The organism is Vibrio sp. MMG023, assembly GCF_021654215.1.
Lineage (GTDB): Bacteria > Pseudomonadota > Gammaproteobacteria > Enterobacterales > Vibrionaceae > Vibrio > Vibrio jasicida.
The window spans coordinates 952,818-978,609 of the sequence record NZ_JAKFZP010000001.1 but is presented as its reverse complement, the minus strand read 5'-3'; the positions used below and the strand labels follow the sequence as shown (position 1 = coordinate 978,609).

28 protein-coding genes are annotated in these 25,792 nt (G+C 47.0%); 10 read left to right on the top strand and 18 right to left on the bottom strand.

Going from position 1 to position 25,792, the window contains the following annotated elements:
• Positions 1 to 19: 19 nt before the first annotated feature.
• Both L1076_RS04205 and L1076_RS04200 read left to right on the top strand, forming a co-directional pair.
• Positions 20 to 1,459, top strand: a complete 1,440-nt coding sequence (locus L1076_RS04205; protein ID WP_237303203.1) for a pyridoxal-dependent decarboxylase — start codon at positions 20 to 22, stop codon at positions 1,457 to 1,459.
• Between the two features lie 163 nt (positions 1,460 to 1,622).
• The gene (locus tag L1076_RS04200) at positions 1,623 to 2,195 is read left to right on the top strand and encodes a hypothetical protein (protein ID WP_237303202.1); all 573 of its coding nucleotides are present in this window, start codon (positions 1,623 to 1,625) and stop codon (positions 2,193 to 2,195) included.
• A 27-nt stretch (positions 2,196 to 2,222) separates the two neighbouring features.
• Here the strand turns inward: L1076_RS04200 and L1076_RS04195 are convergent, their stop codons facing one another.
• The 9 genes from L1076_RS04195 to fliD form a co-directional block, all read right to left on the bottom strand.
• Entirely contained in the window at positions 2,223 to 2,510 is a 288-nt protein-coding gene (locus tag L1076_RS04195; RefSeq protein ID WP_038868338.1) for a hypothetical protein, read from the bottom strand.
• A gap of 100 nt (positions 2,511 to 2,610) precedes the next feature.
• Positions 2,611 to 3,603 carry a flagellar motor protein MotB gene (locus tag L1076_RS04190; RefSeq protein WP_038868340.1) on the bottom strand — a complete coding sequence of 331 codons (993 nt, stop codon included), beginning with the start codon at positions 3,601 to 3,603 and terminating at the stop codon, positions 2,611 to 2,613.
• A complete protein-coding gene (motA, locus tag L1076_RS04185) occupies positions 3,603 to 4,460 on the bottom strand; it encodes a flagellar motor stator protein MotA (RefSeq protein WP_038876444.1) in 858 nt (285 codons plus the stop codon). The genes L1076_RS04190 and motA overlap by 1 nt, the downstream gene beginning before the upstream one ends.
• A 9-nt stretch (positions 4,461 to 4,469) precedes the next feature.
• Positions 4,470 to 5,198, bottom strand: coding sequence for a FliA/WhiG family RNA polymerase sigma factor (locus L1076_RS04180; protein WP_038876441.1), 729 nt, complete (start codon positions 5,196 to 5,198; stop codon positions 4,470 to 4,472).
• Between the two features lie 12 nt (positions 5,199 to 5,210).
• Positions 5,211 to 5,720, bottom strand: coding sequence for a flagellar basal body-associated FliL family protein (locus L1076_RS04175; protein ID WP_237303201.1), 510 nt, complete (start codon positions 5,718 to 5,720; stop codon positions 5,211 to 5,213).
• Between the two features lie 22 nt (positions 5,721 to 5,742).
• Positions 5,743 to 6,795: a flagellar hook-length control protein FliK gene (locus L1076_RS04170; RefSeq protein ID WP_237303200.1), complete on the bottom strand. Its 1,053-nt coding sequence runs from the start codon at positions 6,793 to 6,795 to the stop codon at positions 5,743 to 5,745.
• A complete protein-coding gene (locus L1076_RS04165; RefSeq protein ID WP_038876435.1) occupies positions 6,792 to 7,112 on the bottom strand; it encodes a hypothetical protein in 321 nt (106 codons plus the stop codon). Before L1076_RS04165 ends, L1076_RS04170 begins: the two co-directional genes overlap by 4 nt.
• Positions 7,096 to 7,482, bottom strand: a complete 387-nt coding sequence (fliS, locus tag L1076_RS04160; protein WP_038876432.1) for a flagellar export chaperone FliS — start codon at positions 7,480 to 7,482, stop codon at positions 7,096 to 7,098. The genes L1076_RS04165 and fliS overlap by 17 nt, the downstream gene beginning before the upstream one ends.
• A 19-nt stretch (positions 7,483 to 7,501) precedes the next feature.
• Positions 7,502 to 8,839 (bottom strand): flagellar filament capping protein FliD, encoded by a 1,338-nt coding sequence (fliD, locus tag L1076_RS04155; protein WP_237303199.1) that lies wholly within the window; start codon positions 8,837 to 8,839, stop codon positions 7,502 to 7,504.
• 415 nt (positions 8,840 to 9,254) lie between these two features.
• On the opposite strand from fliD, the gene L1076_RS04150 reads away from it, so the two are divergent.
• On the top strand, positions 9,255 to 9,545 hold the full coding sequence (locus tag L1076_RS04150) for a hypothetical protein (RefSeq protein ID WP_038868358.1): 291 nt from the start codon (positions 9,255 to 9,257) through the stop codon (positions 9,543 to 9,545).
• Positions 9,546 to 9,653: 108 nt separating this feature from the next.
• Here the strand turns inward: L1076_RS04150 and lafA are convergent, their stop codons facing one another.
• From lafA to L1076_RS04105, 9 genes are all read right to left on the bottom strand, one after another.
• Complete coding sequence (gene lafA / locus L1076_RS04145; RefSeq protein ID WP_038868362.1) at positions 9,654 to 10,523, bottom strand: lateral flagellin LafA; 870 nt, start codon at positions 10,521 to 10,523, stop codon at positions 9,654 to 9,656.
• Positions 10,524 to 10,759: 236 nt separating this feature from the next.
• On the bottom strand, positions 10,760 to 11,530 hold the full coding sequence (locus L1076_RS04140; RefSeq protein ID WP_045407487.1) for an EAL domain-containing protein: 771 nt from the start codon (positions 11,528 to 11,530) through the stop codon (positions 10,760 to 10,762).
• Positions 11,531 to 11,549: 19 nt separating this feature from the next.
• Positions 11,550 to 13,640: a flagellar biosynthesis protein FlhA gene (gene flhA, locus L1076_RS04135; RefSeq protein WP_038868367.1), complete on the bottom strand. Its 2,091-nt coding sequence runs from the start codon at positions 13,638 to 13,640 to the stop codon at positions 11,550 to 11,552.
• A 31-nt stretch (positions 13,641 to 13,671) separates the two neighbouring features.
• Complete coding sequence (flhB, locus tag L1076_RS04130) at positions 13,672 to 14,799, bottom strand: flagellar biosynthesis protein FlhB (protein WP_042604856.1); 1,128 nt, start codon at positions 14,797 to 14,799, stop codon at positions 13,672 to 13,674.
• Positions 14,796 to 15,572, bottom strand: coding sequence for a flagellar biosynthetic protein FliR (gene fliR / locus L1076_RS04125; protein WP_038868371.1), 777 nt, complete (start codon positions 15,570 to 15,572; stop codon positions 14,796 to 14,798). The genes flhB and fliR overlap by 4 nt, the downstream gene beginning before the upstream one ends.
• Positions 15,572 to 15,841, bottom strand: coding sequence for a flagellar biosynthesis protein FliQ (fliQ, locus tag L1076_RS04120; RefSeq protein ID WP_038868373.1), 270 nt, complete (start codon positions 15,839 to 15,841; stop codon positions 15,572 to 15,574). Before fliQ ends, fliR begins: the two co-directional genes overlap by 1 nt.
• 11 nt (positions 15,842 to 15,852) lie before the next feature.
• Positions 15,853 to 16,620: a flagellar type III secretion system pore protein FliP gene (gene fliP, locus L1076_RS04115; protein WP_042604855.1), complete on the bottom strand. Its 768-nt coding sequence runs from the start codon at positions 16,618 to 16,620 to the stop codon at positions 15,853 to 15,855.
• A gap of 18 nt (positions 16,621 to 16,638) precedes the next feature.
• Positions 16,639 to 17,007 carry a flagellar motor switch protein FliN gene (gene fliN, locus L1076_RS04110; RefSeq protein WP_038868377.1) on the bottom strand — a complete coding sequence of 123 codons (369 nt, stop codon included), beginning with the start codon at positions 17,005 to 17,007 and terminating at the stop codon, positions 16,639 to 16,641.
• The gene (locus L1076_RS04105; protein ID WP_237303198.1) at positions 17,004 to 17,822 is read right to left on the bottom strand and encodes a flagellar motor switch protein FliM; all 819 of its coding nucleotides are present in this window, start codon (positions 17,820 to 17,822) and stop codon (positions 17,004 to 17,006) included. Before L1076_RS04105 ends, fliN begins: the two co-directional genes overlap by 4 nt.
• A gap of 386 nt (positions 17,823 to 18,208) precedes the next feature.
• Between L1076_RS04105 and L1076_RS04100 the strand changes: the two genes are divergently transcribed.
• The 7 genes from L1076_RS04100 to fliI are packed head-to-tail and all read left to right on the top strand — an operon-like array spanning position 18,209 to position 25,790.
• Complete coding sequence (locus L1076_RS04100; RefSeq protein ID WP_237303197.1) at positions 18,209 to 19,246, top strand: OmpA family protein; 1,038 nt, start codon at positions 18,209 to 18,211, stop codon at positions 19,244 to 19,246.
• Positions 19,243 to 20,577: a sigma-54 dependent transcriptional regulator gene (locus tag L1076_RS04095; protein WP_237303196.1), complete on the top strand. Its 1,335-nt coding sequence runs from the start codon at positions 19,243 to 19,245 to the stop codon at positions 20,575 to 20,577. Before L1076_RS04100 ends, L1076_RS04095 begins: the two co-directional genes overlap by 4 nt.
• A 14-nt stretch (positions 20,578 to 20,591) precedes the next feature.
• Entirely contained in the window at positions 20,592 to 20,948 is a 357-nt protein-coding gene (gene fliE / locus L1076_RS04090) for a flagellar hook-basal body complex protein FliE (protein WP_237303195.1), read from the top strand.
• 3 nt (positions 20,949 to 20,951) lie between these two features.
• Positions 20,952 to 22,703, top strand: a complete 1,752-nt coding sequence (gene fliF, locus L1076_RS04085; RefSeq protein WP_237303194.1) for a flagellar basal-body MS-ring/collar protein FliF — start codon at positions 20,952 to 20,954, stop codon at positions 22,701 to 22,703.
• Entirely contained in the window at positions 22,666 to 23,685 is a 1,020-nt protein-coding gene (locus L1076_RS04080) for a flagellar motor switch protein FliG (protein WP_237303193.1), read from the top strand. The genes fliF and L1076_RS04080 overlap by 38 nt, the downstream gene beginning before the upstream one ends.
• Positions 23,686 to 23,689: 4 nt before the next feature.
• Positions 23,690 to 24,445: a flagellar assembly protein FliH gene (fliH, locus tag L1076_RS04075; protein WP_237303192.1), complete on the top strand. Its 756-nt coding sequence runs from the start codon at positions 23,690 to 23,692 to the stop codon at positions 24,443 to 24,445.
• The gene (fliI, locus tag L1076_RS04070; RefSeq protein ID WP_042601230.1) at positions 24,438 to 25,790 is read left to right on the top strand and encodes a flagellar protein export ATPase FliI; all 1,353 of its coding nucleotides are present in this window, start codon (positions 24,438 to 24,440) and stop codon (positions 25,788 to 25,790) included. The genes fliH and fliI overlap by 8 nt, the downstream gene beginning before the upstream one ends.
• Positions 25,791 to 25,792 lie beyond the last annotated feature (2 nt).

Sequence of the window (25,792 nt, the reverse complement as noted above, 5' to 3'; positions counted from 1 at the left end):
ACCAAAGAGAGAAGCAAACATGTCACATCGATTTCATGAATACCGTTCACCGCTTACCCAATCCTTTGAACACGCCATTGACTACTTAGAGTCATTAAATGAGCGACCTGTAGACAAGTGCATCACTTCTCAGGAGTTGAGACAAGCGATTGGTGGGCCACTCCCATTGACACCAACGCAGCCGTCAGTCGTTATCAATGAGATGGTTAAAAATGTTGATGCAGGCTTGATCGCAACGGGGGGACCACGTTTCTTTGGCTATGCCATTGGCAGCTCTTTCCCTGCTTCATTGGCGGCAGATTGGCTGGTGAGCGCATGGGACCAAAATGTACCGTATTACGTTGCTAGTCCAGCTTTGTCAGTGGTTGAAGAGACCGCCGCAGAATGGATGACCCAACTACTTGGCTTGGCGCTAAATTCGGGTATCGGCTTTACATCTGGTGCCCAAGAGGCGATTTATACAAGCCTTATTACCGCTCGTAATGCACTTTTAGAACGTGCAGGCTGGGATGTGGCAAGTCAAGGTATGTATGGTGCGCCGCGTATTAATGTTGTTGTGAGCGATCAAATTCATTCAACGATTAAACGTGCTCTTTCCATGATTGGAATCGGTTTGGAAAACATTGTTAAAGTTCCAACGGATGAAAACCTACGCATAATTCCAGATTCCCTGATGGAGACCATTACTGCACTTGAGGGACCAACCCTAGTTTGCGCGCAAGCAGGCTGTATCGACTCAGGAGCTTTCGACCCTTTCCACGCACTTGCTGATGCCGTTGCTGCTCATGGTAATGCATGGTTGCATGTTGATGGCGCTATTGGGCTTTGGGCGGCAGCGAGTGCCAAACATCGTTATCTACTGGATGGTATCGATAGAGTTGATTCAATTGATACTGATGGTCACAAGTGGTTTAACATGCCTTATGACTCGGGAATGGTCATCGTGAAGAACGCAAGTTTGCTGGCTCAAGCGATGGGCGGCAGCAATATGGGTGACTACCTTAATGATGCGATTGATAAGCCAGATCGCAATGCGATCAACTTTGGGATTGGTGCTTCGCGTCGAGCTCGTGGTGTGCCTGTTTATGCTGCGTTTAAGTCATTAGGTAAGCAGGGGATCGAAGACCATGTTGACCGTTGTACTGCGCTTGCACAATGTATGGCAGAAAAACTTTCAACAGTGGATGGCATCACTATCCTCAACGATGTGGTGTCAAATCGTTTTTCAGCACAGTTTGGTGAAGGAGGCGAGGAATATCGCAATGAGCTAACGGCCCGTGTTGTACATCGACTGCAACAAGAGGGAACTCTTTATCCATCGACTTCTGGTTATAAGGGGCTTAAGACCATGCTGTTTTCTGTACTAAGTTGCCATACTTCCAAGGAAGATATCGATTTGTCAGCAGAAAAGATCATCGAAGCTTACCTGACAGAGAAAGAACTAATGAGCACCAAATAACATGTTAATGGTTGACTGTTAGTCGCCGTATCAACGCAAACCCAGCGATAATGCTGGGTTTTTTATTTTGGGTGGATTCTGGTAGGCATGCAATGACAATTAATCCGTCTTTGGTTTCTTTATTCTTTTTAAATGACTTCTTCCATTCAATAAGGATTCCTATATGAAATCAAAACTACTTACTTTTCTCTTTGGATTGGTCGTTCTAAATGGATGCTCAAGTGCCACTCCCGTTGATAGCCACCTTATCAGTGCTTCTGGGGTAGATGTGGCTTTCTTAGTGAGCAAAAATACCGACCTGTTAGGGCAGTTAGAGTATTCAAAAGCCGATACAAAGAGTCATGCTGCTCTCAACCAAACTCAAACCTACATCAAGGTATTCAAAGACGAAGAAAATACCTTAACGCTTACTCAGGTGAGAAGCTGCAATAATTGTAATTACCACTTAGTGCATGAACATAAGAATGAGCTGTCCCCAATTGGCGAGGAGCACCAACATACTTATATCGGTAGAAAAAAGCTGGCGAGCCTTTATTTAGAGCATCCGGTTTATGTGGACAAAATTCGCGCTTTTATCAGTGCCAACCCATCGGTAGCAGAAAATGAGGAAGCGTGTATTGACGTGATTGTGGCTTTTTCAAAAACGAGTCGTATTGATGTTGGAACGCTCACCAACTGTGCAGCGCCATTAGATAGCCACTCAGTTAAAAACGTAAAAATGGTACCATTAAGTTGATGCTTTAATGCGACAGCATCCCAAGATTCACACCAAAAAGAAGAAATACAAAAAGCATACGAATGCCAGTAGCGTTGCAGAGAGTACGGGATAAATGATGTAAGAGTCTTGCTTACTGGTGCGTTGGTAACAAAGCGAAACTAGCAAAATGTTATACACGACCAATAATAAGCTGATCATGGTGCCACTATTCAGATTAAGGCTTGGCAGTTGAGTTAGAAAGAATGCCAGCAACAGATAATCAAAAATGATCAGCCAAAGAAAGGCTTTTTTGAGCGAATCTTTTTGGGTTTTATTGGGCGCGCGTACAGGCATATCGAACTCAACTAAACAGTGATAGCAACAATTATTAGCAATGCAAACAGCAATAGAGATGAAAGGTCACACCATGTATTTGTTGTGACCTTTTTTGATTTTAGAGGTCTTGAATCTTCGCTTTTGGCGTTTCTGAGTCCACCGAATAGCGAATCACTTCTTGTCTGATCACGGGTTGGTTAAATTCTGCTTTTTGCTTGGCTTTCTGTAGTTCACTGTCTTCTTGATTACCGAAGAAGGTCTCTAGCACTTGCGCGGCTGGCGTGGTCAGAATAAATAACTCTATACGACGGTTTTCACTCGAATCGGGTTCGTCAGGATTAAGTAACGCGCGATCCGACATGCCTGTCACTTGCATCACACGCTCATCCGGCATGCCACCCTCGACTAAGGTGTTTCTCGCGACATCCGCTCGTGAAGCCGAAAGCGCCCAGTTAGATTGCTTTCCAAAGCGTTTTTTAAACGGAGTAGAATCGGTGTGCCCACTGATGATGACTGGGTTACTGATGCGCTCAAACACTGGAGCTAAAGCAAGTAATAAGTCTTCAAAGAAAGGCGTCAACTCGGCGCCACCTCGGCTGAACATATGCTGTTTGTAATCATCTTGCAGCACAATACGCAACCCTTGCGGTGTAATGGTGACATTCACGTTACCTTGCGCGCTGATTTGACCTACGACTTCATCAATTACTTTAGCCAGTAGAGCAAGTTGCTCTTGAGTGTCGAAATTGCCTGGGATAAGCGAGTCAATCTCTGGGCCATCGCCATCACCTTGGAAGAAGGAACTGACGACGTGGTTTGAGTTGTGTTTGCTTGGCACAGAAGAGTCCTGTGCCAAGTCGATAGGAGAGATACTTTGTGAGGTATCGAAAGGGTTACCGTAGCTCTTATCAAAAACGCTCGAACTATGAAGGTGCGCGACAATGGCTTTGCGCTCTTCCTTGTCGACCACTTGCATGACCCAAAGGACAAGAAACAGCGCCATCAACGCGATCATGAAGTCGGCAAACGCGACTTTCCACGCGCCACCATGAAACTCATCATGGTTATGTGCTTTCGCGCGTTTGAACACCACATGTTCTTGTTTTTGCATTATCCCTCCTGTTCAGCTAGCCACTTCTCCATTTGGTTGAAAGTTGGTTTGATGTCTAACTGAATGTGTTTACGGCCAGCGTCGATGGCGAGTAATGTTGGCTTCTTCGCGACGTAAGCAACCAAGGTGGCGCGCACGCATTCAAAAGCCGTCATGTTTCGTCTGACTCGCTGAGCCATGGCATTACTGAGTGGATCTAAACAACAGTAACAACCAAAAATACCAATGAACGTACCAACGAGGGCAGCGGCAACGTGATAACCAATCAGCGCAATGGAACCATCAATGGCTTGCATGGTGATGATGATGCCACCGACTGCGGCAAGAATACCGAATCCGGGAAGTGCTTCTGCAGTGCGCTGCATTGAGCGTGAAGGCAGTAACATCTCGGTTTGAATGGCTTCGATTTCTTGTTCTAGCAGTCCCTCTAATTCATGAGGCGACATTTGTCCCATTGCCATTAAACGTAAATTGTCGGTAATGAACGAAATAAGGCGATGATCGTTGCTCACTTTTGGGTACGCGAGGAAGATCGAACTTTGTTCCGGTGATTCAATGTGTGAATCTAGGAATTTAAAACCACGACTGCGTGCGGTTTCTAGCAGGTTATTCAGTAGTGCCATCAGCTCCATGTAGTATTCGTATTCCTGACGCGGGCCAGAAATCGTTGCACGCACTTGCTGACGCATTTCTTTTAACACTTGAGGCGGGTTACCGATGATCAGAGAGCCAGCTGCGGCTCCGATGATGATCAGAAACTCGGCCGGTTGCCAAATCGCACCAAGTTTACCTCCTGCCCACATGTATCCACCAAAGACACACAACAGGACGGTAATGGCTCCAAAAAACTTTTGCATCTTTGACTCCTAAGAGGACATTAATTGATTGAGTTGTTTAAGCGCTTGTTTGTGCAACTGACAGATGCGAGGTGGCGTCAGATCGAGCACGAGCGCGATTTCATGTAGGTTGAGTTCGTGTTGATAAAACAGAGTCAGTAGCAACTGGTCGCGCTTCGACATTTTGCTAAGTGCGCAATCTAAGCTACGACGAATATGTTCATGTTCCATCCCGTCGTATTGACCGCCGAAGTGGCTGTCTCCCCCTGTTTCCATTAATTGATCAAGGCTCTGCATTTCGCCCGCCAGCGCTGCATTTTGGCGGTTGTAGAAGTCTTGCTCATCAGTGCCGAGTGCTTTAATGATCTCGGCATCGGTAGGCATTCTGCCAAGTTCACGGGTTAGGTCACGTGTGACGTCGTTTAGTTCGTGTGCTTGTTGACGGGTCTTACGTGAGCGCCAATCTAAGCGGCGAAGCTCGTCTAAAATAGCGCCACGAACCCGACAAACGGCAAAAGCGGGGAAGTGTGTGTCATCCACATCCCCATAACGACGTCCTGCTTCGACGAGCGCAATTAGGCCAATTTGCTGCATGTCTTCAATGCTGCAATGCGAAGTAGCATGAACGCGGAGTTGGTTTACGACGCGTTTCACCATGATTTGATGGCGTTGCAGCAGTGCGTTTTCGTCAATCTGGCGAGACGGTGTATTCACTTCCTCCGTCGCGGTATAACTTTCCTGTAAGTTCATCTCCAACATAGTCGTGCTCCGTTATTGCACAACGTATTTGGTCAATAGAACATCATCGATATCACGCACGATGTCAGTTTTCGCAAACGCTAAGAGTAAGGTCTCTTTGACTTCGTTTTGCAGAATATCGATAGACCCCGCCTGCTGTAGCTCATCAAAGGTTTTATCGCTGAACAGCTTGAGCAATGAGTTTTGTACCATTGGCATGTAGTTATCGATGTTCTTAATGCGCTCTGGACGACGTGTTTCTACGGCCAGTTCCAGCATCACAAAGTGTGTTTGCTTTTTACCTTTGATAGTCAGTACCACTTTGTCCAATGGGTGAAAACTCGGTCCGTTGCTGGTCGGTTCTTCTGCTGTTAAGAACGCGAGTGGAGAATCTTCCAAAAAAGCGCTGACGCCTGATTCCGATGAGGCGGGCTCTGAACTTTTATTTATGTACCAAATACCGCCAACCACCGTGGCGGCCGAAACGAGGGCACTGGTGATGATCATGGCGATAAACAGGGCGATCATTTGTTGTTTGGTCATAACCTTTTTCCTCGATGATTAATTAGGCTTGAGTGTTCAGCCAATGCTCTGAATAGTTTGTTGTTGTATTTGATTGAAAAGTGCCGGATTCACGAGCCGCAAAAATAGTGGTGCCTTCTTGTGGGCTCTCATGGTCATGACGGTCTTGACCTTGATCCGAACCGACATTGACATCCACATGAACAAAGTTCTGCTCTTGAAGCTCAGCACGTAAACGCTCGGACACTTGCATTAATGCTTCACGCGTAGCGGCTGTGTTGGCGTTAATTTGCACGCTCAAACGATCCCCTTCGACACGAACCAATAAATCCAATTTACCGAGATCTGGTGGGTCTAAGCGGATTTTGGCTTCTTGCAAGTTTTGCTGCGCTTGTAAGGTCACGCGATCGTGTAAAACCTGCATCATTTGCTCACCCCATTTACTAGAGTTGGTATCAACACGTACGGCCGCCCACTCCGCGCCTTGAGCTTGAGTAGCTGCCAGTGGTGAGGTTGGGTTCGAATGCGGCGCTGTTGCTGTTTGCGCTTGTGAGTTGGCCGCTAGCACTTGCCCTTGAGCTGGTTGATTAAGTAGAGTTTGCAAGTCCGAAGCTGATACCTTTAATACGCTCGTTGCACTGGCTTTAGGGGGGCTTTGGTTCTCCTGCACAGTGGTGTTAAGCATTGGGTTTACTTGGTTTCCGACATTTGTGCTTTGAGACGCATTACCTGCCGATACTTGCGCAAGTTGATTTGTTTCGCCTTGCTTAACCGCGGTTTTGCTCATTCCTTGGATTAAGGTTTGCGCTTGAGTGGCGAGATCCATGGTGGCAGGAACCGCAATCAACAATGCTTCAGCTGAGGTCACTTCAGCGTTGAGTTCCGATGTTTCAGCTTTTGGCTGGGTCGCTTGCGTCGGTAAGGCTTGCGCATTTAAACGGAACCCCGCAACAACAAGAGGTGCGTTGGTTTGGTGCTGTTGGTTTACCGCGGTTGAACTGGGGTGCGAAAAGCCTTGCTCTGAACGTGCTTGTGAGATTTTCCCTGCTGACGACTGAGAAGGCCCACTTGCAGGCATTGAATTGGTTACCATCATTGCGTGAGCTCCATCGTCATCGCGAGCTGATAAGCCATCGCTCGTTCTTGTTGATCATTCACCTTGCTCATCTCTTGTTTTAATTCGCTGGTGGCTTTTTCTAGAGCGGTGAAAGCGCACGCATGCACCGCTTTTGCCCGCTGAATTTCAGGAGCGAGTTTTGGATCTTTAAGATACGGCTTATGACTGATCAGCAGTTCACGCAACTGTAGGTCGTAGCGTTTCAGTGCTGGCCAATCGGCCGTTTTTGTGGCGATTTGGATCAGTTTTGATAAGTGGCGAAATCGCTCTGGCGACACTTTATGCTTGCTGTCCAAAATTCACCCATCCTTCTCGAATGTTGCCCATTACTCGCTCGACATTGTCTAAACGGGTTGCGTCGTTTTGTACGCTGGTGTAATACAGCTCAACTTGGCAGAAGTCATACAGTTGGCGTAGGTTCTCTGCAATTTCGCCGCCATTTTCTTCATCTAGGGCACTGCTTAAACCAATTAAGATGTTCATGCATTTGTTGATGCCTGTGCCTTTTTCTGCCAGACGATTGGCCGCGAGATGGCCTCGAACACGTTCAACTTCATCAAGCAGACCATCAATTAACATCACCACCAGTTGGTGTGGGTTGGCGGATGCGGCTTGCGCATCCAGATCGACTTGTTGGTATGAGTCGTAGCCAGAATCCATGAGCATAATTATTTCTCCTAAAGGCTTAACCAAACATCGACATGGTTTGGTTCATTTGCGTCATTAAGGTGTTCATTTGGGTAAATTGGGAGAGGTAGCGGTTGTACGACATCTCGTATTTACGCTCTAGCGTAGTTTGCTTGTCCTCGATGCGGTCTAAGTTGGCTTGCAGGGCGTCTTTACGTGAATTAAAGGTGCCAGATGAGAATTTTAGGAAAGGTTCCGCCATATCATCGAGCGAATCCAATAAGGCTCCGTCGCCATTAAACATCGCCTCTAATCCAGCACTGTTGTTCTTCTGTGCTTCGGTAAACTTATCTTGGTCCACTTTCATTTTGCCGCTGCGGTCAAGGGTGATGCCGATTTCATTCAGTCGCATTCCACCATGTTCTCCGCGCACCAAATTAGTCAACTGGCTTTCAATTGAGCGTAGTGTTGGGTCACTGGCGAGCACGCCACGAGCTTTGTCTTCACCGCCGATTTGAGTGTATTCATCAAGCGTCGAAACCAGAGAGTTGTAGGCTTCAACAAACTTATTGAGTTGTTCTTTTGTGCCTTCGCTGTCAGCGCCAATCCCCAGCCCTACTGCCGCTTCACCTGAGGTTTGTGCTTTCGTGACCGTGATGTCGACGCCATCAATCACGCCTTCAAAGGTGTTACTTGCGTTAGTCAACTGAAGTCCGGTGCCTTCCGCGCCGAGCCAAATCACGGCATCTTGTGGTTTACTGATTTCAGTTGTGTTGGTAAAGGCATCTTCAAACCAAGCTTGCCCCGTGCCAGAGGCGTTTACATTGATGGTGTTCGCAACGCCTGTTTCAGTGCTCGACAACATGAAATGCGTTTGACCGTTTGAGCGCACTAATGTGGCGTTGACACCGGGATTGTCAGCATTGTTATTGATAGCACTGACCAAATCAATCACGGTTGCTTTGCCATCCCCATCGGTATCAACAGTTGATAGATCCAACGTCATGGTTTCGCCATCAATGGTGAATTCCAATGTGCCTGTGGTCGGTATTTCTGTTGTGGCATCCAAATTTGCTGGCATGCCTGTAGAGAGCTGATGTGAGGTCGCGACTTGCTCAACGAAAATTTGGTAGTTGCCCGACATGGCGTTGGCATCGGCGTTAGCCGAGAAGTACCCATCTTGAGAGAGCGTCGCCGTGTTCTTGATGATGCTACTGGTGCTGCTGTTCATCTCATTGACGGCTGTACGGAAATCACGCAGCGCGCTTTCTACTTTTCCTAGTGCTGTCAGTTGAGCTTGGTATTTATCCGCTTGAAACTGGTAGCGTTGTTGAAATGGCTGAACATCTAACGTGGCGAACTGGGTTGCCATGGTGATTGGATCTAATGAACTCATGAGGTCGCTCCCTCTCTCATCTGTATTTGGCGTCTTGTGCCAGTAATAAATGAACAATCGCAAGATGCGTGCCTGTTATTTATTTGTATATATAACAGCATCTTGCAGTGGTTTTTTCTATTTGAGAGGAAGCGCTTTTTCCACCTTGATGGTTCCGCTTTCCCCTTGGTAATTCCCGGGGTTTCCCAAAGAGAAAAGGCGACCAGAATAAGCAAATGATTTAATTAAATAGGAGAGAAATGACTGGCTATGCTGATGTACGCATAGTGAGCAGATTTCGGTGTTTACTGCTAAAGGATTCGGATTTTTCTGACCCTGTCGGAAGGTGAAGTTTTGTTATCTTATGCCCCTGCAATTTTTGTGGTTGCTTACGTCTGGCTATTTCCCCCAATTAAAAATTAAAAGAACGACAGTAATGAATGAATTTGTTTTACGACTGATGAAGTGTGCACGTGCTTACGAGGCATTTATTGGAACCAAACTGCGCAGTAAACAGAACATTAATGCCGAGGAGCTAGCAAGCATCCGTATTGAAGCGGTTTCTCGTTTCCCTGAGTTAAAAAGCTACCAACGTGACCGTGGTGTTGAATCGGCTGAATTGGAGCTGTTTAATAAGGTGCTACATAACACCATGCTCAAAGCGGGCTTTCGTGTCCCAACTGCGAACCAAACTCGTGATGCTAGCGGTATCTATATTCGTCGCTAAGTGTTTGGCATCATCAAGAACAAAAAAACCTCCCAAATACTGGGAGGTTTGACTTTCGGACGGATTAAATCAACAGCCTTATTGGGGGCTACTGAGCTTAATCGTTGATTAACGAAGTAGCGACATTGCCATACCTGGCAATTGGTTCGTTTGAGAAAGAACCGTTGTGCCTGCTTGCATTAGCATTTGGTTCTTCGTCATGTTTGAAGACTCAACGGCAAAATCAGCGTCAGTGATACGGCCTTTCGCAGCCGACGTATTTTCAACCATGTTGCCTAGGTTCGTCATTGTGTGCTCAAGACGGTTGATGTTCGCACCCAATGCTGAACGTGCAGTACCGATTTGACCTAGAAGACCTGCATCACCGGTCGCGCCAGTCAGTGCTGTCATTGCAGTCTGAGCATTTGCTTCAGATGTTAGGTCGCCAACTGCTAGTGCACCAGATGTGCCGATTGAAGCGTTGATTGCTTGCACTTGCGTTGATACGTCAACCTCAAGTTGTTCGCCTGCTTGAGTACCAATTTGGAAGTTAACAGCTGCTGCACCAAATGTACCAGCATCTTGTAGAAGCTTGTTACCACCAAAACTCGTTGAGTCCATGATGTTCGCGAGCTCTTCACCTAGCTGCTGGTATTCCTCGTTTAGTGCCGTGCGGTCGTTTGCCGATACAGAACCGTTCGAAGCCTGTGTTGCTAGGTCGTTCATGCGGTATACGATGTTTGTCATTTCATCCATCGCGCCTTCCGCAGTTTGCATCATTGAAATGCCGTCTTGCGAGTTACGCATTGCAACGCTCATGCCGCGAGTTTGAGACTCAAGACGGGTAGCAATTTGTAGACCTGCTGCATCGTCTGCTGCTGAGTTGATACGGTAACCCGTGCTCAAACGTTCCATAGACGTGTTAAGTAGGTTACTTGTATTGTTCAGCGTGTTCTGAGTTACAAGCGATGCGAAGTTAGTATGCATAGATAAAGCCATCTTGGTCTCCTTAGTTTTTCACTATTCTTTCAGGCTTCGGGATTCTCCCTTGCTCACTAACTAGAGGCGGTCGATTCGTTTTAATGATTAATTGGAAATTTAAAAATTTTATCGAAAAGCGCTAATTTGATGGTTTTTAGTGACTTACATTCCAGAATATTGACTGTTTAAGGTTAATTAGACAGAAAAAAGGGCGAATTCTTGTCTCGGAATTCGCCCTTTTGCTTTTGGGTGGTTTATTCATCATCAAACGATTTAAACGACAATGAGGTGGGAATATCACTGAAATAGCCGAAGTAATAACTCGCACCAAGTAATCGATAGCGGTTGAGTTCACTTTGACTTGCGACTCTCCCGGCAACCCAAGAAATGTGGTTACCCCTTAAAAATCGCGCAATGGGTAGAAATGCATGTTGCTCTTGTTTGTTTTCCATCGTCACGGACAGTTTGATCATATCAGGGGCAAATTCGGTGATGCGCTCGAAGTGTGTTTGATGTGTCGAGACTTCAAACCATAAGGCAAAGGCGTTCTCTTTCAATTGTTCTACCAAAGGAGTCACTCTATCGTGCAGACATAGGGTCTCATCGGCTTGAAGGGAAGGGATAACATGTTGAAAGGCCGCATTATGGAACTGAATCATCTGATTCAAGAAGTGCGCACCAGGCTGCCAGAGCAGGGCATCAATGCGGATGGGAACCACCACATTGCTGATTAAATCAGGGTGAAAGGTTTCGAGTTGGAATTGAGTCTGTCTTAGAGCTAAGTACAAGCTGTACAGATCTAAGCAATATTGCATTTGCTCTGATAACTGAAACTGATAGACACTCTGCTCGCCGCGTAGGCCAAAGCGCAACGTAAGGTGTTGGTATTCCACCTCGCCAGTTTTAGTTTCACGGATGGCCTGACAGGCGTGTTGAATGTCGTTGTGCTTGAGTGCATCAAACACCAGTTGGTCGTCGTCCGTGACAATGTGTTGCAGCGCAAGGCCACATAAATAATCGTACATCGCTTTCGTTGATATGAGATTAACCAAGGTTTCCTACCACGTTGATCTGTTTATTTTCTGGGATTTCATTGTAGGACAATACCGCGAGTCCTTGAGTAAAGGTACGAGCATAACGAGCCAACAATGGGCGTAACTGAGGCATCACTAATAAGATTGGTGGTAAGCCCTGTTGCTTGAGTTGTTGACGAATTAAAGGCAAGTTTTGTTGGAACTGACCAAGAATGTTCGGTTCTATCGGGAAACTGTCTAGCATCACGGTGCCCGCAGCTTGTGCTTGTTGCAGAGAGGTCATCAACATTTGCTCTAACTCGTCTGAAAGCGCATAGACATTGAGCTCGTTCTTTTGTCCTGCGACCAAGTTCACCAAGGTACGTTTTAGTGCGCAGCGTACATCTGCCGCAAGTAAAATTGGGTCTTTAGTGTTCTCAGAAGACTCCAACATGGTGTTAGCAATGGTACGAATGTCCTTTAGAGGCACTTGATCGAGCAGAAGCTGACGGTAAACCTTAAGCTGCTGTGCTGGGGTCAGTGCAGCGGCTAAGGCCTCGGCTAATTTAGGTGCTTGTGCCGTGAGTCGTTGAGTCATAGCTTCAACATCGTCATGGGTAAACAATTCAGCCAAATTGGTTTTCATGATTTTGCTGATGTGCGTGGCGATGACAGTACCATCGTCAACGACCTGATAACCCATATTCAGTGCTTTGGCTTTATCTTGATGTTCAATCCAAACTGCAGGCAGTTGGTAGGCAGGGTCGCTGCCCAAAATACCGTCGACTTCACCGTAGGTTTCCCCCACTGCGATCGCCATTAAACGTTCTGGCTCAATCAAGCCTTGCTCAATTACTTCGCCATTTAGCGCGATGGTGTACTGGTTTGGTTTTAGGCTGAGGTTGTCGCGAATACGAACTTCTGGCAGCAGAAAACCCACTTGCTCAGACAGGTTTCGGCGTACACCGCGAATACGCTGTGCCAAAGGGGCGCCTTGTTCTTTGTTTACCAAGTGCACCAAACGGTAACCGAGCGCCAAAGATAGGGTATGGACGTGTGGAATATCATCCCAAGTCAGTGCGGCTTCTTCTTCCTGCATCGCTTGAGAAAGGGCTTCGACTTGTTCTATTTGTGGGTCTTGAACCGGTTGTTTGCTTTGTCGCCAGCCTGCAAACGCCAATACGGCAGCAAAGGTGAAGAAGGCGAGGTGAGGCATTCCCGGAACTAAACCAATCACGGTCATGATTACCGCAACGGTGAACAGAGTAGCAGGTGTTGCTAGAAGCTGCTTGTGCATGGTTTCCGACATGCCGTTATCGCTGTCGTTAATGCGAGTAACGATAATGGCAGCTGCGGTTGCCAGTAATAGCGATGGGATCTGTGCAACTAAGCCGTCACCGATGGTTAGTAGTGCGTAAGTCTTAAAGGCTTCTGATGCTGGTAAACCGTGTTCGAACACACCAATGCTGATACCACCAATGATGTTGATGAACAAGATCAGCAAACCTGCGACCGCATCACCACGAACAAATTTAGACGCACCATCCATAGAACCGTGGAAGTCGGCTTCGTTTGCCACTTCTTTACGACGTTGACGGGCGGTTTCTTGGTCAATCAAGCCAGCGTTTAAGTCGGCATCGATGGCCATTTGTTTGCCCGGTAGCGCATCCAAGGTAAAGCGGGCTGATACTTCAGAAATACGTTCGCCACCTTTGGTGATCACGACAAAGTTTATGATCATCAAGATGATGAACACCACCATACCGACTACGTAGTTTCCGCCGATCACCACTTCACCGAAGGCTTGGATGACTTTACCTGCTGCATCGCTGCCGTTATGGCCTTCTAACAAGACGATACGGGTAGATGCGACGTTTAACGTAAGGCGAAGTAGCGTGGCGACCAAAAGAATGGTTGGAAAAATCGAAAAGTCGAGCGGTCGCTTCGCCGTGGTGCTGACCAGCAATACCAAGATCGCTAAGACGATATTGAAGGTAAACAGCGCATCCAGCAATAGTGGCGGTAGCGGCAATATGACCATTGCCAACACCATCAACAAGACGATTGGAATACCAATGTAGCCTTTGGTGGAGGATTGAAGTTGTTTTAACCGGTTAAGCATACTTTCGTGTCCTTGGGTAAACGCGGGTTAATCAGTGCTGCAAATGCTTTGGAATTGAAAAATGAGGCAAAGGCGTCGGCGCTTGTCCGTCGCCTTTACGAAAGGCTTTCAATTGCAAAACATACGTAAGAATGTGTGCAACGGCGATAAAGAGCTGGCTCGGAATGGCTTGCTCAATCGCGGTTGTGTGATAAATCGAACGAGTCAGTGGCGGCGAGTTGATGATCTCGACTTTGTTCTCGCGTGCGATGCGTTGGATGTGCATGGCCGTTTCATCGACGCCTTTTGCGACCACAAATGGGGCGTCTGAAAGAGAAGGTTCGTATTTCAATGCGACTGCGTAGTGGGTTGGGTTGGTGATGACCACATCTGCAGTGGGCACCATCTTGTCGATTTTACGTCGCGCGAACTGTTGTTGAATCTGACGAATACGCTGTTTGACCTCTGGGCGGCCTTCGTTATTTTTGAACTCTTCTTTGAGCTCCTGCTTCGTCATGCGCAGTTCTTTTAGGTGCTCCCAACGTTGGTAGGGAATATCAATCACACCAAACAGAAGTAAGGCAAACCCCATCAATAATAAGCCTTCAAATAGTATCGACATGACCATTGAAAAGCCTTGGCTAAGCGGCAAATTTTGCATACCAAGTAAAGGCTGGAGGTGATTATCTAAGTAGCCATAGAGAATGCCAAAGATGACCGCGACCTTGAATGTCGATTTCACCAGTTCTACAACTGAGCGGGTTGAGAAAATACGTTTGATGCCCGAAATAGGATTGAGTTTGGAGAGCTTTGGTAACACATTGGCTGGTCGGAACATCCAACCGCCCAAGATCATGCTGCTGCCAAATGTCACGATAATGATGACTGTGAAGAGGGGCAATAGCATTTCAATGATGACCGCCAAACTCTGCCCAAGTTGCTCTACCATTTGTTTTGGATTGTCTAAATCAGCACGGGTTAAGGCCATGTTGTAACGGAATATACCTGTCATGCTTTCCCAAATACTGCTGAGCTGAGAGTAAAAGTACAAGGCGACCGCTAAGAAAATCACGGCGGTGGTGAATTCTTTTGCACGAGGAATTTGTCCTTCCTGGCGAGCTTTTTTGACTTTCTGGGGGGAGGCTTTTTCGGTTTTGTCTTGTGATGACTGATCGCTCATGCGCCCCCCAACATAAAGTTATTCAAGTGGCGAATGGTGTCATGCACTAATGCGGTGTAACGGCTAGGGACACCGGAAACGGATATCAAGACGCTGAACAAACCTAGCAGCATAGTCATAGGGAAGCCCAGAGCGTAAACGTTTAATGAAGGCGCGGCGCGATTCATCACACCAAAGCTAATGTTTGCAAGCAGCATGGATACAATGGCAGGTAGAGCTAAAGCAAGTGAAGAAGCGAACATCCAGCCGAAAATACTGACCACGCCTTTCAGCGAGAGTGCGGTTAACCCAGAGCCAACGGGCCAGACGACAAAGCTTTGTATGACGATGTCGATAACCAACAAGTGCCCCTCCAGAGCGAGAAATAATAAGGTCGAGAAGATTAAGAACATGCGACCAAGAATCGCCACGGAAAGGCCGTTGACCGGGTCATTCATCATTGCCATGCCTAATCCCATTTGCAAAGAAACGATTTGACCAAGCATGGTAAAAACATTGAATAGCATGTGCAGAATAAGGCCAAACATCAGCCCCCATATCGCTTGTTCGAATGCAAGGAACAGGGAAGTCATAGAAAACAGTTCGACTGCTGGCATGGGTGGCATCAGTGGTGCGGTGATCACCACGATAGAGAAGGCGAGTAAGCTACGGACCCAAACTGGAATCAACGCATCGCCAAAGAATGGCATGGAAATAAAGACCGCACCGATGCGAAAAAACGGCCACCAAAGTTGACCGAGAATCACAGACAGTTCCGCAAACGTGATCGCCATTAGCCGATCATTCCCGGAATGTTATGGAACAAGAAATCAAACAGCTCCATGATTTTTCGTAGCATCCAATGCCCTGCAAAAATCACCATCAACAGGGTGACCAGTAGACGTGGCAAAAAACTTAAGGTTTGTTCGTTGATTTGGGTTGCGGCTTGAAATACCGCAATGCCAAGACCGACGATCAATCCCGGAACGACTAAGACTGCTACCATTAAAATGATCAGCCATACTGCGTCAGAAAACAGTGTAACGGTTAACTCAGGTGTCATATTGCCTCCTGCTAACCGAAACTGGCGGAAAGCGTGCCAACCGTCATTGCCCAGCCATCGACAAGAACAAATATCACCAACTTGAATGGCAATGAAATGATCAGAGGTGAAAGCATCATCATACCCATTGCCATCAATACACTGGCGACCACAAGGTCAATGATCAAAAACGGAATGAACAGCATGAAGCCAATTTGGAAGGCGGTTTTCAGTTCACTGATGACAAACGCAGGGAGTACAACGGCGAAAGAAATATCCTCGACGTTTTGGTCGATGGGTTCATTGGCAATGCGTAGCATCTGCTCTAACGAACTTTGATGCGTTTGCGCCAGCATGAAGTTTCTGACCGGTTTTTCTGCAACGGAGAACGCCTGTATCAAGGTAATTTCACCGTTGTCGTAAGGTTGGAAAGCATTATCGTAAATGTCAGTCCAAACCGGACGCATGATGAGCAGAGTGAGTGTCAATGCAATGCCAACCAGCACGCGGTTCGGTGGGCTTTGTTGCAGGCCCAAGGCTTGGCGTAAGATCGCCAAAACAACAATGATTCGCGTGAAGCTGGTGGCCATCAAAACAAAGGCTGGTAAGAAACTGAGTGCGGTCATGAGCAACAGAATCTGGAGCTTAACGCTGTATTCTTGTTGCGTGTCCCCATCGGACACCGACAAAATGGTCAAGCCGTTATCTGCCGCCATGGCTGGGAAGGCAAACAACAGCACGCCAACCAACCCCAATACTAGTAACGGCAAACGACGCTGCCAAACACTCAGACAATTCATTACGCAACCCACCGGAATTTAGCGTCCAACACCGCTCAACGCTGAGTCGTGTACATCAATAAGACGAAGACCATATTTGTCGTTAATGACCACGACTTCCGCTTGCCCCATCAGAGACCCGTTTACTTTTACATCTAAAGGCTCGCCATTGAGTTTATCCAATTCGATCACGGTTCCTTCACCGGCTTTCATCAAATCCCCCAATGGGATTTCTTTGCTAGCGACTTCCAAGGTCACAGTGACGGGAATGCTTTTGAAAAAGCTTAAATCGCGCTCAGCGGCAGGCTCCGGTTTGAAGGCTTGCTCCGTTTCAAAGTCCTCTAACTGAAAGTCGTCAAAATTTAATTCATCGGCGTCGAATGCTTGGTTCTCTTGCGCTTCGCTCATCGCTGCGATTCCTTATCTGGGTTAAAAATCAATACAAGCTGACCGTCTTGTTCTGCAACACGACCAGTGAAAAGAGGTTGATTACCGATGCTGACTGGTACGGTATTGAGCAGCTCGATAGGCAGAATATCGTTAGGCTGTAAGCCCGCTACATCACTGAGCGCCATGGTCTTTTTGCTCAGTACGACATTGAGGCGAACAGGCGTCGTTTCCAATGAACGACAAAACGGTTGATAGAGATCAGCATCGGTATGAAGCTCAAGCTGCTCAATTAAGGTTTGGATTAATGTGCTATCGAGTTTGAGATGAATGGCACCTTGGTAGTCTTCGAATGTGATCGCAAGCTCCGCCTGCAAACCAATTCCGCGCGGCGTTTCGTACTCGCAGGTTTGCCACATCTCTTGGGGGGCAAGCCAGTTGGTAATGATACGGCTGATACGTTCTTGAAGGCGAAGATCACTGGCCGTCAACGTGGTCGAGGCGCGGTCGTTGCTTGCGCCATAAAAGCGGTCGGCGAGTTTGACTAAGGTATGGGCATCACTGTGGATAAAGACCATGCCACCCTCTTGATGCAGATAGCTCGATGTTTGGTCTTTATCCAACAAGGTTGGTGAGAAGCGATGTAGATCTACCGAAGTTAAGGTCGCCTCAATTTTGTTGGAGCTGAGCCAATTTTGTAACTCGTTGGTCAGGCTAGTACAAGATTCTGAAATTAAAATTTCGAGCTTTTCACGAATGATATGAATTGGCTTGCCTAGCAGTTCTACATCAAGCAATTTGATGTCAGAAATAGGCTCATTAACTCTACTTTCCATTTATATTTTACCGTGCCTTAACAAACGAAACTGTTTTAACTTAATTGCGCACAGCATACACAGACTTTTTTAGATTCTTTTAGTTTCAACTTTAAAGATTGTGACTTTAGTTCATATGTTGATTTGAATCGAAGCATAGGCACTTTTAATAAAAATTAAAAAACGGTAGTTTGAACTAATAAATCAGTTATTAATAATTATAACAAGTAGTGAGCTAATTCGTTGTTATTTCAACCAAGTGCAGTCGGTGGTTGTAGAATAAGTTTTAGAACTTGAGTTTTTTAACTCTTTGTTTTTATGGTATTAAGTTCGATTTTTTAAGCATTTCTCTAAGCTTTCTTGAACGTTTAATGACCATTTTTTATATTTCAGAATAGGGAATTAATATGATTACCTATGCCGAATCTTCTAATTCAATGGCATTTTTAATTAAATCATCTAAGTCAGAGGTATGTAAGATATACCAAGGTGGAAGGTGCTTAATTATATTTTTAAAAATAGTTTTTTTGTTTGGACTATCATCAACTAATTTCACATTGGCTGGTGAGAGTGTCACAATACCTATGGATATTTCCACTTGGTCATATAAGGGTGATAAATTTGAATGCAACTTAGTGCATTCAACTGTTCCGCAGGGGAAGTTTTATTTCCGTGCAGAGCCAAACAACCGAGTTCTCTTTATTGCTGATGTTCAAGATAACAACAATAAATGGGAAAAGGCTGTGTTAGGAAGTCAGAGTGCTCCGTGGCATAAAGAGCTTTATAGGAAGGAAAAGGCATCGCATACGTTTGCGCAGCCTACTCACCGATTTGAGTTCTTAACTGGTGCAGATTCGCTCATTCTTGACATGGCATCAGGTAATTGGGTTACACTGTCACTAAGTGGAAGCAATCCTTCCGCCATAGATAGTGTCACGTTGCCAACCATTCAAATCCAACATGCACTAGCGTCTTTCAATCAATGTCGAGAACAGTTACCTAAGCTGTCGTTTTCTCAAGCTCGAGATCTGATTCTTCCTTTTCAGTTTGGCCAACAGGCACTGAACTCATCTCAAAAAAACACATTAGCTGCTTTGCATAGTTATGTTGTTGTTGATGAGCGCGTCACTAAAATCTTAGTTGACGGTTATACCGACAATGTTGGTGCTCAATTAATTAATCTGAAGATTTCACGCCAACGAGCTCAACAGGTCGCAGATGAGCTCATTGCAAATGGCATTGCTCCTCACTTGATTGAAGTTCGTGCGCACGGAGCTCGCTACCCAATTGCAAGCAATAACACCCAAGCAGGGCAGGCTAAGAACCGCCGCGTGACGTTGCGCTTAGTTCGAGATAACGAGCGTGTGATTGCCAAAAACGAGTTTGCTAACAACAACTCAGAAGTAAAACAACAACCCCAACAAGAGAAGGTAAAGGTTCAATGATAACGAAAACGGATATTTTGTTGGTTGAGCCAAATGAACGTCTTGCTCAACCGGTACTGGATGTACTGGGGAGCGCAGGGTATACCGCTAGGCACAGTCGTACTGGGCGAAGTGCATTGCTGGAAGAACGAGCGAGCATCACCTTGGTGAGCTCAACCTTGCCGGATATGTGTGTACGCGAGTTTGTTGTTTGTCATCAGAAACAGCGTAATCCGGGTGTCGTGATTGCGATTGTAGATCAAGACCAAGGTATTTTGGCCGCAGAGACTATGAAGTCCGGTGCGACTGATTACTTGCTTCGTCCTTTTGAGACCAATCAGCTAATCAATTTGCTCAAGCGTGTTGAGGCTCTGGGTAAACCTTTAGCGAACATTGTTGCAGAGTCATGGCGCAGTAAACAAGTTTTACAACTGGCTCATCGTGCAGCTTGCACCAACGCCAGTGTATTGATCACTGGCGAGTCGGGAACGGGTAAAGAAGTGCTGGCTCGTTATGTCCATGAGCAATCTTCTCGCCTTGATGGGCCTTTTATTGCGGTGAACTGTGCTGCGATTCCGGAATCCATGCTGGAAGCCGTGCTGTTTGGCCACGTTAAAGGGGCGTTTACAGGGGCGACCAATTCGCAAAGTGGTAAGTTTGAAGAGGCTAATGGCGGCACGATTCTGCTCGATGAAATTGGTGAAATGTCACCAGCGGTTCAAGCAAAGTTGTTACGTGTACTTCAAGAGCGCGAAGTAGAACGTGTTGGCAGCCACAAAGCGATTCAGTTGGATATCCGAGTGATCGCCGCGACCAACAAGGACTTGCGTGAAGAAGTGCAAAAAGGCACGTTCCGTGAAGATCTTTACTATCGCCTAGATGTACTGCCATTGCATTGGCCGCCATTGCGTGAGCGCAAAGAAGACATCTTACCTATCAGCCAATTCTTTATTGAAAAATACCAAGATAGCAGCCGTTGTCATCTGTCACAGGATGCCATTGCTGCGCTGAGCCAGTACCACTGGCCGGGTAATATTCGTGAACTCGAAAACGTCATTCAACGCGCTTTGGTCATGCGTCACGGTGATTACATCACTGCGCATGATCTGATGCTACCAATTGAATTGCTGACGCCAGTCCCTTGCACAGAGCCAACCTCAAGTTTTGGTCATGTTGAAGCGAAGAAGCAAGCTGAGTTCCAGTTCATCCTCGATAAATTACGTCAGTTTGGTGGAAACCGAACCAAAACCGCAAATGCCTTGGGTGTGTCTACCCGAGCGTTACGTTACAAGCTTGCAGCAATGCGCGAACACGGTATTGATTTACAGTCGGCGCTTGGCTCGGCTGCCTAAAAGGAGAAATGTAGATGGCAAGTCAACCTACCAATGCGGTCTCAGCAGAGCAATTAATGCTGTCGAAAATGGAGGCGATGCGAACGCATGTTCAGCCGCCAGAATTTGTAGTGAGTGCTAACCCTTTGGATCTGCAATCTTTGAATGCACCATTGTCTTTCTCGCAAGCAATGACCAGCGTTTTGGACACGGTTAACCAACACCAATCGGTCGCCAGTCAAAAAATGACAGCCGTTGAGACGGGTAAAAGTGATGATTTAGTAGGAGCAATGGTCGCCAGTCAGAAGGCGAGTCTCTCTTTCAATGCTTTGATGCAAGTGCGCAACAAAGTAGTGATGTCGTTTGAAGATATAATGAAGATGCCGGTGTAATCCATGTCAGAACTTACCACTCAAGTGGCCGGAAATTCTGCGATGCATTCCGGCACGACACAGACGCTTTCATCGAATAATGGGATGAATGATGTCACAAATAAAATCAAACAGTTGTGGTCTAACAGCCAACGCAATCTGGTGTTGTCTGCGGTTTTAGCCGCGATTGTTGCTGCGATTATCGTGGTTGCGTTATGGAGCTCTTCCCAAAGTTTCCGTCCGCTTTACAGCCAGCAAGAGCGCTTTGATATCGGTGAGATTGTGTCGGTACTGGAAAGCGAAGGCATCAGCTACCGCATGCAAGAGCAAAATGGACAAGTACTAGTGCCAGAAGGTGAAGTCGCTCGTATCCGCATGTTGTTGGCATCAAAAGGTGTTAAAGCGAAATTGCCTACGGGTTTCGATTCGCTAAAAGAAGACAGCTCTCTTGGCACCAGTCAGTTTATGGAAACGGCGCGTTATCGTCATGGTTTGGAAGGTGAGTTAGTACGCACTATCATGTCGCTTAATGCAGTCGCGAATGCGCGTGTGCACTTAGCTATTCCTCGTCAAACCTTGTTTGTCCGCCAGAATACAGAAAACCCTTCTGCATCAGTGATGTTAGAACTGAAACCAGGTGAAGATCTCAAGCCAGAACAAGTGGAAGCCATCATCAATTTGGTGGTGGGTAGTGTGACGGCAATGAAGGCAGAATTTGTTTCGGTGATTGACCAATATGGCCGACTATTGAGTGCAGATGTTGCCTCTGCAGAAGCGGGTAAAGTTAACGCTAAATACCTTGAATACCAAAAGAGTGTCGAGAAGCAAATCATCCAGCGTGCTTCAGACATGCTAACGCCGATTGTTGGCCCAAGTAACTTCCGCGTGCAAGTTGCAGCCGATATGGACTTTAGTCAAGTCGAAGAGACGCAAGAGATCCTCGATAATGCGCCAGTGGTTCGCAATGAACATACCATTCAAAACAACTCAATTGATCAAATTGCTTTGGGCATCCCTGGCTCACTAAGCAATCAACCTCCGGTTACGGGTGAAACGCCAACGAACGATAGCCAAAACACTAACGCGCGCTCAGAGATCAATCGTCAATATGCGGTTGGCAGCAGTGTTCGTCGTACTCAATATCAGCAGGGGCAAATTGACAAGCTAAGTGTGTCAGTCCTCTTGAATTCACAAGCATCACCAGATGGTGTGGCATGGAGCGAAGCGGACAAGTCCCAAATCTCAACAATGATCATGGACGCTGTCGGCATTTCTGCGACTCGTGGCGACAGTTTGAGTTTGATGAGCTTCAACTTCACACCAATCGAGATTGATGCGCCGCCAGCACTGCCTTGGTGGCAAGACCCAACCGTACAGCAACCCTTGCGTTATGTGATTGGCGGGATGTTGGGATTAGCGATGATCTTTTTTGTGCTTCGTCCTTTGATCATGCACTTAACTGGAGCTGATAAACCGTCACAGGAGCTGGAGTTTGCTGAACCACAGGAAGAGCCGCAATACGACAATCTGCAAACGCGTGAAGAGCGTGAACGTGAAGAGGTATTGAATCGCCGACTGTCCGAGAAAGGGATTGCCGTCTCCTCTGGTTTGGACGTCAACAGCGACATGTTACCGCCAGCCGGCTCTCCATTAGAAATCCAATTGAAACACCTACAGCTTATTGCTAATGAAGAGCCTGAGCGTGTAGCCGAAATTCTGAAACAATGGGTAAACATCAATGAACACAGCTCAGTCAACGTCAAAGCAGACGCTTAGTTATGTAGAACAAACCGCGCTCGTGCTGCTGGGCATGGGTGAGGATGCCGCAGCAAAAGTGTTGCAGCACTTCAGCCGTCATGAGACCCAGCGAGTGACACGTGCGATGGCAAAGTTAAATGGCATCAAAAGTGATTCTGCTCGCGGTGTGATTCAGCATTTTTTTGAAGATTTTCGCGAGCACAGCGGCATTCGTGGCGCATCGAAAGAATACTTGTCGAACACTTTACGCAAAGCTTTAGGTAACGATTTGGCAAAAGGTCTGCTGAACAACCTGTATGGCGATGAAATTCGTAACAACATGCAGCGCTTACAATGGGTAGAGGCCGAGACATTAGCGCGATTCATTGTTAACGAACATCCGCAAATGCAGGCGATTTTCTTGGCGTATTTACCAGCAGACAGTTCGTCGGCTGTTTTGAAGCATCTGCCGCAGGACTACCATGATGAAATCGTGTTCCGTATTGCTCAGTTGCAAGATATTGACCATCAGGTTGCGAACGATTTGCACGAATTGGTGGAACGTTGTATCGAGAAAGTGTCTGCAAGTCAAAGCACCCCGTTGTCGGGCGTGAAACAAGCTGCTGACATCATTAACCGATTTGAAGGCGACCGCGCGTCCTTGATGGAAATGCTTAAGTTGCATGACGAAAATGTGGTAAACGAAATCGAAGAGAATATGTTTGATTTCATGGTGCTGGGCCGTCAGCGCGAAGAAACCATGGATGCGTTGGTGCAACAGATCCCATTGGAACTGTGGGCGGTGGCATTGAAAGGTGCCGATATCCTACTGCAACAGGCGATCAAGCGTTCTATGCCGCAACGTATGGTGAAAGCGTTAGAAGACGATATGGAACTGCGTGGAGCCGTCGTGTTGAGCCGAGTACAGCGCGCGCGTCAGGATATTATGCAGATGGTGCGCGAGTTGGATGAAGCGGGTGAAATTCAGCTACTGCTCTACGAAGAGCCAACAGTGGAGTAAGACCATGGCAGAAAAAGCAAATAACACCATGCGATTACCACCAAGTGGATACCGCTTACATCGTTTTCCTCCTTTGGCACAACCTGTGAACATCGAAGACGATTTCGCGATGGAGAACCAAGGCTGGCAAGATACTCAAGCCGACGTTCAACAACAGCTGGAAGCGGGGTTTCAGCAAGGTTTGCAGCAAGGGCATGACGAGGGCATTCGCCAAGGTATTGAGCAAGGCAAGCAACAAGGTCTGCTCGATGGCCAAAAAGAAGGCTTTCAAAAAGGATTTGTGTCCGGAGAGCAATCTGGCAAGCAAGGCTTTGTGGAAGCGGCAAAACCCGTTCATGAGTTGTTCCAAGCATTATCGCGTTGGCAAAGCGAGAAAGAACAACAGCAACGCCATATGATCTGTGAATTGGTACAGAAGGTTGCACAGCAAGTGATTCGTGCTGAGCTGACTCTGATGCCACAACAGATTTTGGCTTTGGTGGATGAAACCTTATCCGCTATGCCGGGCAAAGCAGAAAGCGTGATTGTACATCTGAATCCACAAGACCTAGAGCGAATCACGCAAATCAATGCTGACTTACCAACCGCTTGGAAGCTTGTCGCAAACGCGGAGTTACCCGTTGGTGGGTGTCAGTTAGTGACTGAGGATGCAGAAGCCGATGCGAGCTGTGACTCTCGCTTACAAGCTTGTATGGATAACGTGAAACAACACTTGCTGGATGAAGCCGTATTGCCACAGGTTGATGTTGTACATGAGTAGTACTTCCAGCCACGAGTTGTTGAACGAACGCTTGAGTGATGCACTCGCATCGCTCGATTCGATTCCGGTTGCACGAGTGACAGGGCGACTAATCAAAGTTAACGGCTTAATGCTGCAAGCCGTGGGTTGTCGATTCAAGCTTGAACAACGCTGCTTAGTGGAAACCGCAGAAGGCGACATGATTGAAGCGCAAGTCGTCGGCTTTGATCATACCGTTGCTTACCTGATGCCGATTCGTCGTCTAGGTGGTTTGTTTGCAGGAGCAAAAGTGATCCCGCTGGATGGCGATAGCACCGTTCAACTCAGCTCACAATGGCTTGGTCGAGTAGTGAATGGTCTGGGTGAACCTTTCGATGATGGCGCGCCGCTTAAAGGGGGAGATCGTGTTTCACTTGAACCAAAACCGATTAACCCACTTAAGCGACGCCCTGTCGATACTCCGCTGGATGTTGGTGTTCGTGCCATTAATGGTTTATTAACCGTTGGCAAAGGGCAGCGTATTGGTTTAATGGCGGGCAGTGGTGTCGGTAAAAGTGTCTTGATGGGGATGATCACTCAAAATACCGAAGCTGATGTTATTGTTGTCGGCTTAATTGGCGAACGGGGTCGAGAGGTTCGAGAGTTTATCGAACGTAACTTAACACCAGAGGCCCGTCAGAAAGCGGTCATTATCGCCGCGCCAGCCGATGAATCCCCTTTGATGCGTTTGCGCGCGACTCTGCTTTGTCACCGTGTGGCGGAGTATTTCCGTGACCAAGGTAAAGACGTGTTGTTACTGATGGATTCTTTAACACGTTATGCAATGGCGCAGCGTGAGATAGCGCTGTCTTTAGGGGAGCCTCCAGCGTCACGTGGTTATCCGCCTTCAGTGTTCAGCGTGTTACCACAGCTGTTGGAACGTGCAGGTAACAGTGAAAATCCACATGGTAGTTTGACGGCGATTTATACGGTATTGGCGGAAGGGGATGACCAACAAGATCCTGTTGTGGATTCTGCACGTGCGATTCTTGATGGGCATGTGGTGCTTTCACGTCAACTCGCAGAACAAGGGCATTATCCAGCGATCGACATTAACGCATCGATAAGCCGCTGCATGAACGCCTGTACCCATGAAGCGCACAGCACGATAGCGAACAACTTCCGTCAAATGTACTCCAATTACCTTCAAGTTAAAGAACTCTTGCCACTTGGCGGATATCAACCAGGACAAGATCCGGAACTGGATCAGTCGGTTTCTATGTATCCGCATCTTAGAGCGTACTTACAGCAGTCGGCAAATGAGTCTATTGATTACCCAACCAGTTTGACCGCATTGGCACAAATGTTCCAAAGTGAGCAGCAATGAGG